This is a genomic window from Pseudomonas sp. FP1740, assembly GCF_030687165.1.
Lineage (GTDB): Bacteria > Pseudomonadota > Gammaproteobacteria > Pseudomonadales > Pseudomonadaceae > Aquipseudomonas.
On the sequence record NZ_CP117461.1, the window covers coordinates 3,867,655 to 3,882,891 of the forward strand.

Annotated in this window: 12 protein-coding genes; 4 read left to right on the forward strand and 8 right to left on the reverse strand. The window is 60.9% G+C overall.

What is annotated here, in order from left to right; translation table 11 throughout:
* The 3 genes from PSH69_RS17290 to PSH69_RS17300 all read right to left on the reverse strand — a co-directional run bounded on the left by PSH69_RS17290 (position 1) and on the right by PSH69_RS17300 (position 6,522).
* Positions 1–3,774: a nitrate reductase subunit alpha gene (locus tag PSH69_RS17290; RefSeq protein ID WP_305409211.1), complete on the reverse strand. Its 3,774-nt coding sequence runs from the start codon at positions 3,772–3,774 to the stop codon at positions 1–3.
* A 68-nt stretch (positions 3,775–3,842) separates the two neighbouring features.
* Positions 3,843–5,240: a NarK family nitrate/nitrite MFS transporter gene (locus tag PSH69_RS17295; protein WP_305409212.1), complete on the reverse strand. Its 1,398-nt coding sequence runs from the start codon at positions 5,238–5,240 to the stop codon at positions 3,843–3,845.
* The gene (locus tag PSH69_RS17300; protein WP_305409213.1) at positions 5,218–6,522 is read right to left on the reverse strand and encodes a nitrate/nitrite transporter; all 1,305 of its coding nucleotides are present in this window, start codon (positions 6,520–6,522) and stop codon (positions 5,218–5,220) included. The genes PSH69_RS17295 and PSH69_RS17300 overlap by 23 nt, the downstream gene beginning before the upstream one ends.
* 303 nt (positions 6,523–6,825) lie before the next feature.
* Here PSH69_RS17300 and PSH69_RS17305 point away from each other — a divergent pair, with 303 nt between their 5' ends.
* The 4 genes from PSH69_RS17305 to PSH69_RS17320 all read left to right on the forward strand — a co-directional run bounded on the left by PSH69_RS17305 (position 6,826) and on the right by PSH69_RS17320 (position 10,506).
* On the forward strand, positions 6,826–8,628 hold the full coding sequence (locus tag PSH69_RS17305) for a HAMP domain-containing protein (RefSeq protein WP_305409214.1): 1,803 nt from the start codon (positions 6,826–6,828) through the stop codon (positions 8,626–8,628).
* Positions 8,625–9,272, forward strand: coding sequence for a two-component system response regulator NarL (gene narL / locus PSH69_RS17310; protein WP_018927806.1), 648 nt, complete (start codon positions 8,625–8,627; stop codon positions 9,270–9,272). Before PSH69_RS17305 ends, narL begins: the two co-directional genes overlap by 4 nt.
* 86 nt (positions 9,273–9,358) lie before the next feature.
* Entirely contained in the window at positions 9,359–10,033 is a 675-nt protein-coding gene (locus PSH69_RS17315; RefSeq protein ID WP_192351179.1) for a Crp/Fnr family transcriptional regulator, read from the forward strand.
* A 74-nt stretch (positions 10,034–10,107) separates the two neighbouring features.
* On the forward strand, positions 10,108–10,506 hold the full coding sequence (locus PSH69_RS17320; RefSeq protein ID WP_305409215.1) for a putative zinc-binding protein: 399 nt from the start codon (positions 10,108–10,110) through the stop codon (positions 10,504–10,506).
* Positions 10,507–10,759: 253 nt separating this feature from the next.
* On the opposite strand, the gene PSH69_RS17325 is transcribed toward PSH69_RS17320, so the two are convergent.
* From PSH69_RS17325 to moaB, 5 genes are all read right to left on the reverse strand, one after another.
* Complete coding sequence (locus PSH69_RS17325; RefSeq protein ID WP_019649068.1) at positions 10,760–11,230, reverse strand: SCP2 domain-containing protein; 471 nt, start codon at positions 11,228–11,230, stop codon at positions 10,760–10,762.
* Positions 11,224–12,114 carry a U32 family peptidase gene (locus PSH69_RS17330; RefSeq protein ID WP_305409216.1) on the reverse strand — a complete coding sequence of 297 codons (891 nt, stop codon included), beginning with the start codon at positions 12,112–12,114 and terminating at the stop codon, positions 11,224–11,226. Before PSH69_RS17330 ends, PSH69_RS17325 begins: the two co-directional genes overlap by 7 nt.
* Positions 12,115–12,124: 10 nt before the next feature.
* Positions 12,125–13,120: a peptidase U32 family protein gene (locus PSH69_RS17335; RefSeq protein WP_305409217.1), complete on the reverse strand. Its 996-nt coding sequence runs from the start codon at positions 13,118–13,120 to the stop codon at positions 12,125–12,127.
* A gap of 122 nt (positions 13,121–13,242) precedes the next feature.
* The gene (gene glp / locus PSH69_RS17340; RefSeq protein WP_305409218.1) at positions 13,243–14,478 is read right to left on the reverse strand and encodes a gephyrin-like molybdotransferase Glp; all 1,236 of its coding nucleotides are present in this window, start codon (positions 14,476–14,478) and stop codon (positions 13,243–13,245) included.
* Positions 14,475–15,029 carry a molybdenum cofactor biosynthesis protein B gene (gene moaB, locus PSH69_RS17345; RefSeq protein WP_305409219.1) on the reverse strand — a complete coding sequence of 185 codons (555 nt, stop codon included), beginning with the start codon at positions 15,027–15,029 and terminating at the stop codon, positions 14,475–14,477. Before moaB ends, glp begins: the two co-directional genes overlap by 4 nt.
* Between the last annotated feature and the right edge of the window lie 208 nt (positions 15,030–15,237).

A 15,237-nucleotide genomic window follows, 5' to 3' on the forward strand; every position in this document is an offset into this window, starting at 1 on the left:
TCAGTTCTCCTCGATGTCGGTCGGCAGTGGACGCGGCAAGGCATCGCCGTCTGTGCCATCGAGCCAGTCGACTTTGGCCATCTTGCGCACCACGACGAACTCATCGCGGTTGCAACCGACCGTGCCGTAATAGTTGAAACCGTAGGCCTGCTGGGCGTAGCCGCCGATCATGTGGGTCGGCTTGAGCACCACGCGGGTGACCGAGTTGTGGTGGCCGCCACGGGTCTTGGTGGTTTCCGAACCTGGCACGTTCACGATCCGTTCCTGGGCGTGGTACATCATCACCATGCCGTCCTTGACGCGCTGGCTGACCACCGCTCGGGCGGTCAGCGCGCCGTTGGCGTTGAAGCATTCGATCCAGTCGTTGTCTTCAATGCCGGCGCGTTTCGCGTCGTTCTCCGAGAGCCAGACAATCGGTCCGCCACGGCTGAGGGTCAGCATCAGCAGGTTGTCGCTGTAAGTGCTGTGGATGCCCCATTTCTGGTGCGGAGTAATCCAGTTCAGGACGATTTCGGTCTCGCCGTTGCTGCGCTTGCCTTTCACCCCTGCAATGGTGCGGGTGTTGACCGGCGGGCGGTAACTCATCAGTTGCTCGCCGAATGCCTGCATCCACGGGTGATCCTGGTAGAACTGCTGGCGACCGGTGATGGTGCGCCATGGGATGGCTTCGTGAACGTTGGTGTAACCGGCGTTGTAGCTGACATGATCGTCTTCGAGACCCGACCAGGTAGGGCTGGAAATGATCTTGCGCGGCTGCGCTTGAATGTCGCGGAATCGAATCGCCTCGTGTTCCTTGGATAACGCCAGGTGGCTGTGATCGATGCCGGTAAATTCCGACAACGCAGCCCAGGCCTTGACGGCGACATGGCCATTGGTTTCCGGCGCCAGGGACAGAATCACTTCAGCAGCATCGATCGCCGAGTCGATTTTCGGCCGACCATGACTGATCCCGGCCGCCCCTTCGCGGTGATTGAGCGCACCGAGGAATTTCACTTCGGCGTCGGTGTTCCAGTTGATGCCCTTGCCACCGTTGCCGTGTTTTTCCAGCAATGGCCCCAGCGAGGAAAACTGCTTGTAAATGTTCGGGTAATCACGCTCCACCACATGCAGGTTCGGCGCGTTCTTGCCTGGCACCGGGGCCACGCCGGCGCTTTTCCAGTCGGTGCCGCCAAAAGGTTGAGCCAGTTCACCGACGCTGTCGTGCATCAGCGGGATGGTCACCAGGTCCTTCTCAACGCCCAGATGCCCGACCGCCATGCTGGAAAAGGCCTTGGCGATGCCCTTGTAGATTTCCCAGTCGGAACGCGATTCCCACGCCGGATCGATGGCGGCCGACAACGGGTGAATGAACGGGTGCATGTCCGAGGTGTTCATGTCGTCCTTTTCGTACCAGGTCGCGGTCGGCAAGACGATGTCGGAATAGACGCAGGTCGAGGACATGCGGAAATCCAGCGTGGTGACCAGATCGAGCTTGCCGATGGCGCCCTCGTCCACCCATTCGGCTTCTTCGGGTTTGCAATCCCCGACCTGGCCGATGTCTTCGTTCATCACCCCGTTCTTGGTGCCGAGCAGGTACTTGAGCATGTACTCGTGGCCCTTGCCCGAGGAGCCCAGCAGGTTGGAACGCCAGATAAACATGTTGCGCGGGAAGTTCACCGGGCTGTCCGGCTGTTCGCAGGAGAAGCGCAGCGAGCCGTCTTGCAGCGACTTGACCACGTAGTCTTTCGGGTCCATGCCGGCTGCCGCGGCATCGCGGCAAATGTGCAGCGGGTTGGTGTTGAGTTGCGGTGCGCTGGGCAACCAGCCGGCGCGTTCGGCACGGATGTTGTAGTCCAGGGCATGCTCGGGGAATTGCGACTTGTCGGCCAACGGCGAGAGCACATCGTGCATGCTCATTTTCTCGTGGCGCCATTGCGAACTGTGGGCGTAGAAGAAGCTGGTGCCGTTCATCTGCCGTGGTGGACGGTTCCAGTCCAGGCCGAACGCCAGGGGCAGCCAGCCGCATTGCGGACGCAGCTTTTCCTGACCGACATAGTGCGCCCAACCGCCACCGGTCTGGCCGACACACCCGCAGAGCATGAGCATGTTGATCAGCCCGCGGTAGTTCATGTCCATGTGGTACCAGTGGTTCATCGCCGCGCCGACGATGATCATCGAGCGGCCACGGGTCTTGTCGGCGTTGTCGGCGAACTCACGGGCAATCTGAATGGCTTTCTCACGGCTGACGCCGGTGATCTGCTCCTGCCAGGCCGGGGTGCCGGGTACGCTTGCGTCGTTGTAATCCTTGGCGACGTTAGCGCCACCCAGGCCACGATCGATCGCCAGATTGGCCGCCGACAGGTCAAACACGGTGGCCACTTTGGCCACACTGCCATCGGCCAGTACCACGTTGTGCACCGGCACGCGGCGGTATTGCACGGCATCGCCAGCCACATGCTGGAAGTGCTCGTGGGACTCGCCGGCAAAATACGGAAACGCGACTTCGGCGACGTCATCGCCGATCAGGCTCAGCTTCAGGTCGATCTCACGCCCTTCGCCGCCTTCACGAGGCAAAATGTTCCACTTGCCCTTCTCACCCCAGCGATAACCGATGGAGCCTTGCGGGGAAACCAGTTCGCCGCTGACATCCAGCGCGATGGTTTTCCATTCCGGGTTGTTCTCTTGGCCGAGGTTGTCGGTAAGGTCCGAGGCGCGCAAGAAACGGTCCGGCTGGTAACCGGCGCCCGGCGCCTTGTCGACCATTTGTTTGAGCAGCACCAGCACCGGCAAATCGGTGAAGCGCTTGGCGTAGTCGGTGAAATACGCGCTCGGTTTGTCCAGGTGAAACTCTTTGAAGATCACATGGTTGAACGCCTGGGCCAGCGCCGCATCGGTGCCCTGCTTGGGGTTGAGCCACAGGTCGGTGAGCTTGGCGACTTCCGAGTAGTCGGGGGTGATGGCGACGGTCTTGGTGCCCTTGTAACGGACCTCGGTGAAAAAGTGCGCATCGGGGGTACGGGTCTGCGGGACGTTGGAGCCCCAGGCAATGATGTAGTTGGAGTTGTACCAGTCGGCCGATTCCGGCACGTCGGTTTGCTCGCCCCAGACCATCGGTGAGGCCGGTGGCAAGTCGCAGTACCAGTCATAGAAACTCAGGCACGCACCGCCGATCAGCGACAGATAACGCGAACCCGCGGCATAGCTGACCATCGACATGGCCGGAATCGGCGAGAAACCGACGATCCGGTCCGGGCCGTATTGCTTGATGGTGTAAACGTTGGACGCGGCAATGATCTCGTTGACTTCCTCCCAGTTGGAGCGAATGAAGCCCCCCATGCCGCGCTTGCTTTTATAGGAGTCGGCCTTGGCCTTGTTCTCGACAATGCTCGCCCAGGCTTCCACCGGCGCCATGGTCTGCCGCGCCTCTCGCCACAGTTTGAGCAACGGCTTGCGGATTTTCGGGTACTTGAGGCGGTTGGCGCTATAGATGTACCAGCTGTAACTGGCGCCACGCGGGCAACCACGGGGCTCATGGTTAGGCAAATCGTTGCGGGTGCGCGGGTAATCGGTCTGCTGGGTTTCCCAGGTGATCAGGCCGTTCTTGACGTAGATTTTCCACGAGCACGAGCCGGTGCAGTTCACCCCATGGGTGGAACGCACGATCTTGTCGTACTGCCAGCGCGAACGGTAGATGTTCTCCCAGTCGCGAGACTCTTTGCGAGTCTCTCCATGACCATCGGAAAACTCGTTTTGCTTGCGATTGAAAAACCGCAGTTGATCCAGTAAATGACTCACGGTGTGTCCTCTCAGGCTTGCTGCGGGGTTCTGTGCCCCGCCCACGCAATGGTTGGATTCGGGTCGGATTAGCAGGGGGTTGCGGCGCCTTTGCGCGCGTACCACCACCAGGTCACCACGATGCAGCTCAGGTAAAAGCCGACGAACATGTAGAAAGCCATCTCAGGGCCGCCGGTCTGGGCCATCGAAGTGCCGAAGGATTTGGGAATGAAGAACGCACCGAAGGCGCCCATGGCCGAACTGAATCCCAGGACGGCGGCCGACTCCTTGCCGGCATCCTTGAGCGCCTGTTCGCGCACGGCTGGCGATTTCCCGGCCGAGGCTTTTTCGTGCTGCGTGCGGAAGATCACCGGGATCATCCGGAAGGTAGAGCCGTTACCCACGCCAGTGGTGATGAACAGCAGCATGAACAGGCCGAGGAAGCCGTAGAAGCTTCCGCCCGCGCCGTTCTGCGGCAAGAAGTGCATCACGCCGAAGACCATCGCGATCATCGCCACGAAGTTCCACAGGGTCACTTTCGCGCCACCGAGCTTGTCCGCCAGCCAGCCGCCCAATGGCCGTACCAGCGCACCGACCAATGGGCCGAGGAAGGCGAATTTCAAGGCAATGACATCCGGAAAGGAGGTTTTGATCAGCAGCGGAAACGCGGCGGAAAAGCCGATGAACGAACCGAAAGTCGCCAGGTACAACCAGCACATCAGCCAGTTGTGTTTGCGCTTGAAGATCACCGCCTGCTCGCTGAACGAAGCCCGGGCGCTGGACAGGTCATTCATGCCGAACCAGGCCAACACTGTCACCAGGACGATAAATGGCACCCAGATGAACCCGGCGTTCTGCAGCCACAACTGACCGCCGTCCGGCAACGCTTGCGAGGAGCCGCCCATGAAGCCGAACACACCGAAGGTAATCACCAGCGGCACACAGAACTGCATCACCGAGACGCCCAGGTTGCCCAGTCCGGCGTTGAGGCCCAGCGCTGTGCCCTGCTGGGACTTGGGATAGAAGAAGCTGATGTTGGACATGCTCGAGGCGAAGTTGCCGCCACCGAAACCGCAGAGCAAGGCAATCAACACGAACACGCTGTAGGAGGTGCTCGGGTCCTGCACGGCGAAGCCCATCCAGATCGATGGCAGCAGCAGCGACGCGGTGCTCAGGGCGGTCCAGCGCCGGCCGCCGAAGATCGGCACCATAAAGGAATAGAAGACCCGCAAGGTCGCACCGGACAGCCCCGGCAATGCCGCCAGCCAGAACAGTTGGTCGGTGGTGAAGCTGAAGCCGATGGCGTTCAAGCGCACAATCACCGTGCTCCAGACCATCCACACCGCAAAGGCCAACAACAGCGCAGGAATGGAAATCCACAAGTTGCGAGTGGCGGTCTGTTTGCCGCTACTTCCCCAGAACGCGGGGTCCTCGGGGCGCCAGTCATGAATGACCGGGCCTTTGTCAGGCGTTTGCAGAACGGACATGTTCTTCTCCTTGGGCAATGCTGGAAATCGGGGACGGGATCAGCAGCGGCTCTTTACCAAGCACCGGGCTTTTGCGTATTTCGCTGAAGTACATCCAGGTGAGAGAGACCCAGACCACGCCGTACATCAACATGAAGCAGGAAGAGCGCACGCCGGTGAGATCCACCAGGGCGCCGAACAGGATCGGCAGCACGAAACCGCCCAGGCCACCCGCCAGGCCGACGATGCCGGACACCGCGCCCATGTTTTTCGGGTATTCATTGGCGATGTATTTGAAAACCGAGGCCTTGCCGAATGCGAAGGCGATGCCCATGACGAACAGCAGCACGGTGAACAACGCGGGGCTCAGGCCAATGTGGAAATCCAGCGGGCCATCGATGGTCTGCACTTGCAGTTGGGTCTGGGGATACGAGAGCAGGAACAGGCAGATCCAGCTGACCCACAACACCCACCAGGTCACGCTTTGCGCACCCCAGCGATCCGACATCCAGCCGCCGACGGCACGCAGTACGCCGCCGGGCAGGGAGAAACAGGCCGCCAGCAGCGCCGCGCTTTGCAGGCTGAAACCGTATTCCTGCACGTAGTACTTGGTCATCCACAGTGCCAGCGCAACGTAGCCGCCGAAGACGATCGAGTAGTACTGGCAGTAGCGCCACACCGCAGGATCTTTCAGTGAGCGCAGCTGCTCACGCAAGCTGGCGCCCGTGGCACTGCTATGGCCCTTGTTTTCTGAGGTCAGGAACCAGAACAGCAGCGCAGTGATAAACAAGATCGCACTGAAGACTTTCGGCACCAGCTGCCAGCTGCCGGCGGCGATCAGCGCCGGGGCCAGGAACTTGGTCACCGCCGACCCGGCGTTACCGGCACCGAAGATGCCCATGGCGAAGCCCTGGTTCTCCTTGTCGAACCATTTGGCGACGTAGGCAATCCCCACGGAAAACGAGCCACCGGCCAGGCCGACGAACAAACCCAGTACCAGGAACTGCCAGTAGGCGGTGGCGTGACTGATCAAGTACAGCGGCGTGACGCAGGTCAGCATCAGCAGGAAAAACACGCTGCGCCCGCCAAAGCGGTCGGTCAGCAAACCCAGCGGCAAACGCACCAGTGAGCCGGTCAGCACCGGGGTCGCGGCCAGCAGGCCGAATTGGGTTTCGTTGAGCTGGAGCAGTTCCTTGATCGGCACTCCGAGCACGGCAAACATCATCCAGACCATGAAGCACACAGTGAAGGCCAGCGTGCTCATGCCCAGCACCAAGCCTTGTCGTACACGCGGTTGGGTCACAATGCTCTCCCGTCAATTAGCCATGGCGGCAGACTAGAGAGGCAAACCCCGCAAAAACTTGACCCAGGTCAACGATGCCCATGAGGGCCTAAGCCTATGCTTAGCCCGCCTACCTCCAAGGAGGTAGTGCAAGAAAACCTTAAAAACCTTTATTTATCAGCTTGTTAAGGGTTTTAACCCACGCTTTTGCCGACAAGGAACTGTCGACAACTCTTTAGAGGTAGCTCGCCCAGGAACGGCGGCAAAACCCCACGCTGGAACGTGCATGCTCTGTTTTCTTATCGCTTTCCCGGACCTGCGCCGATGATCCGCTGGTTGCGCAGCTCCCTGCCCGCTCGCGCCGGGCTGGCGGTGATCCTGATCGCCGTGCTGGCGCTCGCCAGTTCATTGAGCGCCGGGCTGATCGCCTGGTTCAGCCAGGGCGATGCCGCTGCCATCAACACCGCCGGCTCGGTGCGCATGGAGACCTATCACCTGAGCTGGAAACTCGCCGCTGGCGTCGCCGACGAAGAAATCACCGCCATCATCGACAGCCTGCAAAACCGCTTGGACAGCCACTCTCTCAAAGCGGTACTGGAAGATGGCCCGACCACCGCATTGCAACTCAGTTATGGGCAAATCCAGCAACACTGGAATGAGGATTTGCGTCCGGCACTGGAGCGCGGCGATGCGGCAGCCTTTCAGGCCCAGGCCCAGTCCTTCGTTGAGCAACTGAACCAGTTCGTCGATCTGTTGCAGCGCCAAAGCGAACAAAAGCAAGGCTGGCAACAGGCGATCCAGGGCCTGGCCCTGTTCACCACCATGATCGTCCTGCTGCTCGGGCTCTACGAACTGCAGTACGGCGTTGTCACCCCCTTGAAGGAATTGGTGGATGCAACCCAGCGCTTTCGTCGCGGCGACTTCAAGGTGCGGGTCAACCATCAGTCCGAGGATGAGCTGGGCCAGTTGGCCATGAGTTTCAACACCATGGCCGAGACGATCGAAGAGTCGCATCGCACCCTGGAAAGTCAGGTCCAGCAGAAAACCCTGAACCTGCAACAAGCCAACGCGGCCCTGGAGCTTCTGTATCAAAGCAGCCGAAGCCTGGCCACACGCCTGGCCAATGCCGAAGGCCTGGATGAGTTGATTCGGCGCTTCCAGCAACGCCTGCCCGGCTTGCGCCTGTCGCTGTGCCTGCAGGGACAGTTGCAGGCACCGGCCCAGCAGCTGCTCGCCCTGCATGGCGCGAACATCCGGGAAGTCTGCGCCAGTAGCGACTGCGCCACGTGCCAGCGACACCCTAAAACCAACCCGCAAATCTTCAGCATCAGCAACCAGGGCAGTGAACTGGGGGAACTCAAGGCGCACTTTGTCGACGGGCACCCCATGCAAGCCTGGGAAACCCAACTGATCCAGGCCCTGGCCAATCTGATCGGCACCTCGCTCTCGCTCAAGCGTCAACGGGAACAGGATCATCGCCTGCTACTGCTCGAAGAACGCACGATCATCGCCCGCGAGCTGCACGATTCACTGGCCCAGGCCCTGTCCTACATGAAGCTGCAAGTCAGCCGCATGCAAACCCTGATGCGCCGGGGCGAACCGGTCCAGACCCTGGAAACCGTCACCAGCGAATTGCGCGAGGGACTGAACAATGCCTATCGCCAGTTGCGCGAGTTGCTGACCACGTTTCGCTTGCAGATTCACGACGCGGGACTGGTACAGGAACTCAAGGACACGGCCGAGGAGTTTTCCCGTCGCGGAGAGTTTCAGGTGCACCTGCACGTCGACACGCTGGCCTTTCAGCTATCGGCCAGCGAACAAATCCACATTTTGCAGATCACCCGCGAGGCGCTCTCCAACTGCCTGCGCCACGCCCATGCGCAAAACGCCTGGCTGCAACTGCGCCAGGATGGCGAGACCGTCAGGTTGTCGGTCGAAGACGACGGGCGTGGGTTCAGTGGCAACGTCGACCAGCGCGAACACCACGGCCTGAACATCATGGATGAGCGGGCTCGCAGCTTGCGCGGCCAACTGCAGATATTTTCCAGGGAGCCCCAAGGCACCCGTGTCCAACTGGAATTCCACCCGGAGTTTCTCGGGCAGCAAACAGAAGGTAGCGCCACATGACCCCGTCCCCACAACACAAAATCCTGCTGGTAGACGATCACCCGATGATGCGTCACGGCATTCGCCAGATGCTCGAACTCGAAGATGATTTCCTGATCGTCGGCGAAGCCAGCCAGGGTGAAGAAGCACTCAGTCTCATTGAGCCGCTTCAACCGGATCTGGTTTTGCTCGACAACAACATGCCGCAAATGAATGGCATCGAAACCCTGCGCCGACTACGAGCCATGCACTACACCGGCAAAGTCCTGCTGTTTACGGTATCGGACGCCGAAGACGATATTCGCGATGCGCTGCGCCTGGATGCCGACGGCTATCTGCTCAAGGACATGGAGCCCGAATTGTTGATTCAGTACATCCGCGATGCCCTGAACGGCGCGCTGGTGATCAGCCCGGGACTGACCCAAGTCATGGCGCAAGCGCTGCGTGCTCCTGCGCGTCAGGCCGTGGTGGAACTGACCGAGCGTGAGCGTCAGGTGCTGAAAACCATCGCCAGCGGCTTCAGCAACAAGGTCATCGGGCACAAGCTGGGCATCACCGAAGGAACGGTCAAGGTTCACGTCAAAAACCTGTTGCACAAACTCGGCTTGCGCTCACGGGTAGAGGCGGCTGTGTGGGCCATGGAACATCTGCGCAACGCCGGCTGACGGGTATTCCTCTTTGGAGGTAGGCCTGCAGAGGCATAGGTCATCGAGCCTGCGCTCTCTACTATGGTCGTCAGCGGAGGTACGCCATGCTGACTCACCCTTCCATCGTTTTAACGTTGCGCCGTCATCATCTGTTCAGCCAACTGCCGGAGAAAGTCTTCGAGGAAGTCTGCGGCCTGGCCATGCTCAAGCGCCTGAGTTGTCACAGTACGCTCATGCATCAAGGGGATCCGGCCAGGCGTTTTTTCCTGCTGGTCAGCGGCCAGGTCAAGCTGTACCGGCTCACCGGCGAAGGCCAGGAGAACCTGGTGGAGATCATTCAGCCCGGCCAGACTTTTGCCGAAGCCTTGCTGTTCAGCCAGGCTCGTCTGTATCCGGTGAGCGCCACCGCGCTGAAGGACAGCGTGCTGGTGAGCATCGACGGCAACCATTACCGCAATGCCCTGGAGGACCAGCCGAAAGTCTGCCTGGCCATCCTGGCGAGCATGAGCGTTCACCTGCACCTGCGTCTGCGCGATATCGATACCTTGACCATGGCCAGTGCGAGCCGTCGGGTGATCAATTTCCTGTTCCAGGAACGCCACCCGGTGACCGGCCAGATTGTCTTGCAGATGTCCAAACGCCTGGTGGCGTCGAAGCTGGGAATTCAACCGGAAACCTTTTCGCGGATACTGCATCGCCTGGTGGAAAGCGGCCTGATTGCCATGGAGCGACGCCACATCAGCATCCTCGCTGAAGAGGAACTGGCCGCTTTCCAATAGTCGGAATTGACCGTCATCAAGGCGTCCTGCCATGCCTCTTGCACACTGACAGAGCCCATCCACGGAGAGTGCAAATGCCCCATTCAACCCTGCCTTTGGTTTACTCCTGCTCAGGCTGCTCCAATGTCGCCCAACTGGCCAACACCCTGGCCGTGCGCCTGGATCGCAGTGGTCTCGCTGAAATGTCCTGCATCGTTGGTGTCGGCGGGCATGTGACAGCGCTGGTCAACAAAGCGCGTTCGGGGCGCCGGATCTTCGCGCTGGACGGCTGCCCGCTGCAATGCGTCGAGAACTGCCTCAAGCAGCATGGCCTGCATGCTGATGTGCACCTGATTCTCAGCCATTACGGGCTGCGCAAACGCTATGGCGAGGACTGCACACAGGCGCAGAGTGATGAGTTGTTTGAAGGGATCAGGCGGTTGATTGCCAGTGATGCCCGGCAGCATGAAAACCGTCAGGCAAGGATGGTCTGATGATCAACGCAATTTAACGCTTGCGCGTAATGATCGTTCCCATGCTCCCGCGTGGGAATGCATCCCGTGACGCTCCGCGTCACCAGTGCGCAGGACTTACGCCTTGCGTCGACAGCGGGACGCGGAGCGTCCCCGGCGGCATTCCCACGCAGAGCGTGGGAACGATCAGTGTGGGAACGGCTGCTGTTGCTTTGGCATTTGATCTTGATCTGCCCCGTTGGAAGGCCCACAGAGCAGGACCGAACGATGTCGATTACCCCGCCGCCAAGCCCTTCCCCGCTCGCTCCAGATTGCGCCACAACCACACGGGTAGAACATCGGGATCAAGGCTGTCGATCAGGTTCTTCAGCGCCAGCCCCAGTTCGGTATCGCCCTCGATGACCAGTCGCCGGCGAAAGAACAACGTGTCCGGATCTTCCTGACGGCTGGCCAGCAATAAAAATTCGCGCCAGTTACCGCTGATGGTCACGTTCGCCGTAGCGTGCTCGGCAATCCGCAAGCCCTGACGACTGAGCGTCAGGTACCAGGACAAACCCAGGTCCGGAATCCGCAAGCACAGCCAACGTCCGCGCAGCACTTCGAACTCGCCCTCGCGCAATGGCTCGGCGAGGCAGCGATTCAGCGCCTGCTGCAACGCCAGGCGCTGCACGGCAAAAGGCACCCGGCGCACCAGTGGCAACAACCGGTCGGCACCTTTCAACAGCCACTTCTTTCGATTCAGCACAGGCCAACCTCCTCGACGCGCAGCATGCCGGCCTGACCATGCCAATAGCCATTGCAACCTTCGACGAACAGCGGCGGCGTTTCGCCCAGACGAACCCGTTGATAGGCCGCGATCACTTCGTCCATGCCCTGAGCACGAGGGCTCAAGCGCAACAGATCGGCACCGCAGGCCACCAGTCCGGCGTAATCGGCCAGCAGATTGGTCACCTCGGCCGACATCGTTTGAATACCGTTAAGGGTAAACAGTGGTTGCCCCTCCTGGCTGGTCAGCGCCAGGCCATCGGGGTAGTTGATGCAGCAGAACCGGCAGTCGTCCTTGGGCCGGTTTTCTGCACGGGCAGTGAAACAGCGGGCGGAATAGGCCAACGGCAGATGCCCATAGGCGAAGATTTCAACTTCCGGCACTGCACGGCCCAGCTCGCGCACTTGCCCGATCACGTCGCTGATCAGCGCCGCCGAACACTCCACGGGCGGCACCCAGCGAGTCATTCCGCTGTCGAGTAATTGTGCCAATGAGTGGCCGTTGTACAGATTGAGCGCCGGGCCGCCCACGAAAGGTAACTTGCGCTCGGCCAGGAATTGCACCGCGCCCATGTCATTGGCCTCCACCAGCAATTGGCCGTTGTCGCACAGCCGGCGCAGGCTGGAGAGTTCGGAGGCAGCCTCGATCAGCGTCAGGCTGGAAAGCACCAACTGTGCCTGGCTGCATTCCTGTAACTCGCGCCCCAGCCCCAGCCATTGATCCAGGGAAAAGGCCCGGCGTTTGGAACACACGGTTTCCCCCAGATAAATCACGTCCAGGGGCAAGGTCGACATGTCGGCGTAAAAGTTGCTGAGTTGCTCTTTGTCCCAATAAAACAGGACCGGTCCCAGGCTAAGCTTCATGTCGCGTCCCTCATTGCCATGATCGATGATAAGCGCCCAGGGTGGTCTGGCTGCCTTCGGACAAACCGGCCAGCACCTGACGCCATTCTTCCTTGACCCGAAAACTGCCTGGCGCGCCACGGTGAGCGTCCAATGCCGCGCGCCAGACCCGGGTGACTTGTTCGACATACGCCGGGCTGCGTTGGCGGCCCTCGATTTTCACCGCTTCGACGCCGATGGCTGTCAGTTCCGGCAGCAAGTCCAGGGTGTCGAGGCTGGTGGGCTCCTCCAGCGCATGAAAGCGCTTGCCATCGACCAGAAAACGGCCTTTGCACAAGGTCGGGTAACCGGCCGATTCGTCTGGGGTGTAGCGATCGATCAGCACTTCGCTGAGGCGCGCGCTCAAGCCTTCGGCGTCCTCGCTCCAACGCACGGCTTTGGCTGGCGAACAGACACCGCACAGGTTCGGCGACTCGCCGGTGATGTAGGAAGACAGGTGGCAACGCCCTTCGGCCATGATGCACAAGCTGCCGAAGCCAAAGACCTCGATGGGCACCGGGCTGCTGGCGGCGACTTGACGCACCTGCGCCAACGACAACACCCGTGGCAATACCGCGCGACGAATGCCGTAGCGCTGCGCATAAAATTCCAGCGCCGCGGCATGGGTTGCCGAACCCTGAACCGACAGATGCAGGGCCAATTGCGGGTGACGCTGACAGGCATAGTCGAGCACCCCGGGGTCGGCGGCGATCAGCGCATCGACGCCGAAATCGGCGGCACGATCCACCGCCCGTTGCCAGCGCTCCCACCCCTTGGGTTGTGGGTACGTATTGACCGCGACGTAGAGTTTGCGTTGATGTTGGCGGATGTGGGCGACGGCGGCGTCGAACTGTTTGTCGTCCATGTTCAGCCCCGCGAAATGCCGGGCGTTGGTGTCATCGCGAAAGCCGACATAGACGGCATCGGCACCTTGGCGCACCGCCGCTTTAAGCGCAGGCAGGTTCCCTGCCGGGCAGACCAGTTGCATGGGTAATCCTCATGAAAAAACGCGTCTCGACCATCGCCCGGCGCTTGTGGCGCGCCGTTCGAAAAAGGCGCTGCCAGTCTAGCCAGACCGGCAGGCATAGCCTTGACGGCAATCAATTGCCATCACTGCATCAGGTCGGCGAAGGACAGGAACATCACGTTGTCGTGCTTGAGCACTTGCTGCTCGCACTCGATCACCGCCAGCCCGTCGGCCCAGCACGCGGCGGTCAACATGGCCGAGCTTTGCTGAGGGTGCAGTTCCACACTCAACTGGCCATCGGCACCGGGCATCAACCTGGCCCGCAGGTATTGTCGACGCTTGTTACGCTGCAACCAGTCGAACCCGGCGGGTACAGCCAACGGCACTGGCAGCACGTCAGTCACACCCTGGGCCCTGAGCAGGAACGGACGCACCACCACCAACGCGGTAATCAGCGCCCCCGATGGGTTTCCCGGCATACCGATCCACGGCTTACCGGCCACTTCGCCATAGGCCAATGGTTTACCCGGCTGGATGGCCAGCCGCCAGAAATCCACACTGCCCAGTTCCTCGATGGCCTGTTTGAGGTGATCTTCCTCGCCGACCGACACGCCACCGGAGCTCAACAGCAAGTCGCATTCCGAAGACGCCAGGCTCAAGGCATGCCGGCTGGCCACCAACTCATCGGCCATGACGCCATAGTCATGCACCTCGACGCCCCAGCCGCGCAACAATGCAGCGAGGCAGTAACGATTGCTGTTGTAGATCTGCCCCGGCGCCAAAGGATCACCCGGCTCACGCAGTTCATTACCGCTGCTGAGCAGGCACACCTGCAACGGCCGATAGACCTCGACCCGGGCAATCCCGGCACCGGCCAGCAATCCCAGTTCTTGCGCGCGCAGGCGTTTGCCGGCCTTGAGCAGCAGATGCCCGCGGCGAACTTCCTCGCCCTCCTTGCGTACGTGATCGCCAACGGCTATGGGCGGGAACCAGACCCGCTCGCCTTCGACCCGGCAGCGCTCTTGCGGCACGACGGTATCGGCACCCGGTGGCAATGGCGCGCCGGTAAATATCTGCACCGTTTGCTGCGCGAGCAAGGGCGAGCGCGCCTGATCCCCCGCCGCAATTCGCCCGCCAATCGTCAAACAGCCACCTTCCGCTGGCAGGTCACCAGCCCTGAGGGCATACCCGTCCATGGCACTGTTGTCCCAGGCCGGCAGGTTCACCGGGCAATGAATGTCCGCCGCCAGCACCCGCCCCAAGGCTTGATCCAGACGAACCATTTGCGCCAGGGGTGGCGGTGGTGCCTGGTCCAGCAGACGGCTGATGGCCTCGTCCACCGGCATCAGGTGGCCGAGGTCGCACACCCGGCCGCTCATGTGCGTGTCTCGCAGGCGTCGATGACCCGCTGCGCTTGCGCTTTCAAATGCGGGGCGAAATTGCACGGGCCGGTGCGACTGTCCAGTTGCTCAAGCAGAATCTTGTTCCACGCGGTCCGACAGGCACCCGGCGAGCCAGGAACGCAGCACACCAGTACACCATTGCTCATCCCGGCCAGAGCCCGGGACTGCAGGCTGGACATGCCGATCTCCTCCAGCGACACCTGGCGGAACAGTTCGCCGAAGCCTTCCACATGTTTGTCCAGCAGTGGCAGCACCGCTTGCGGTGTGTTGTCACGAGCGGTGAAACCGGTGCCACCGGTCATCAGTACCACTTGCACCTTGGGGTCGGCGATCCACCGGGAAACGGTGGCGCGGATCTGATAAATGTCGTCCTTGACCAGATCCCGATCGATCAACACATGCCCGGCCGTTTGCAGCAAATCCGTCAGGGTCTGTCCTGAAGTGTCGGTGTCAAAGGTGCGCGTATCGCTGATGGTCAGCACGGCAATGTTCAGGGGTTCGAAACTGCGTTGCGTCAGATGGGCCATGTCCAGGCTTTCCCGTAGATGAGGGTATGGCCCAAAGCCTGAACCGGAATAGCGAACGAGCCTATTCCTCCAAGGAGGTACCTCGTCGGCGTCTAAGGATTAATGGGGGACTCACGCCCGTAGCAGCTGCCGAAGGCTGCGTTCGGCTGCGCAGCAGTCGTAAACCCTGCTTACACGGTTTGTCTGGAGTACCGCAGTGCCTGATTTT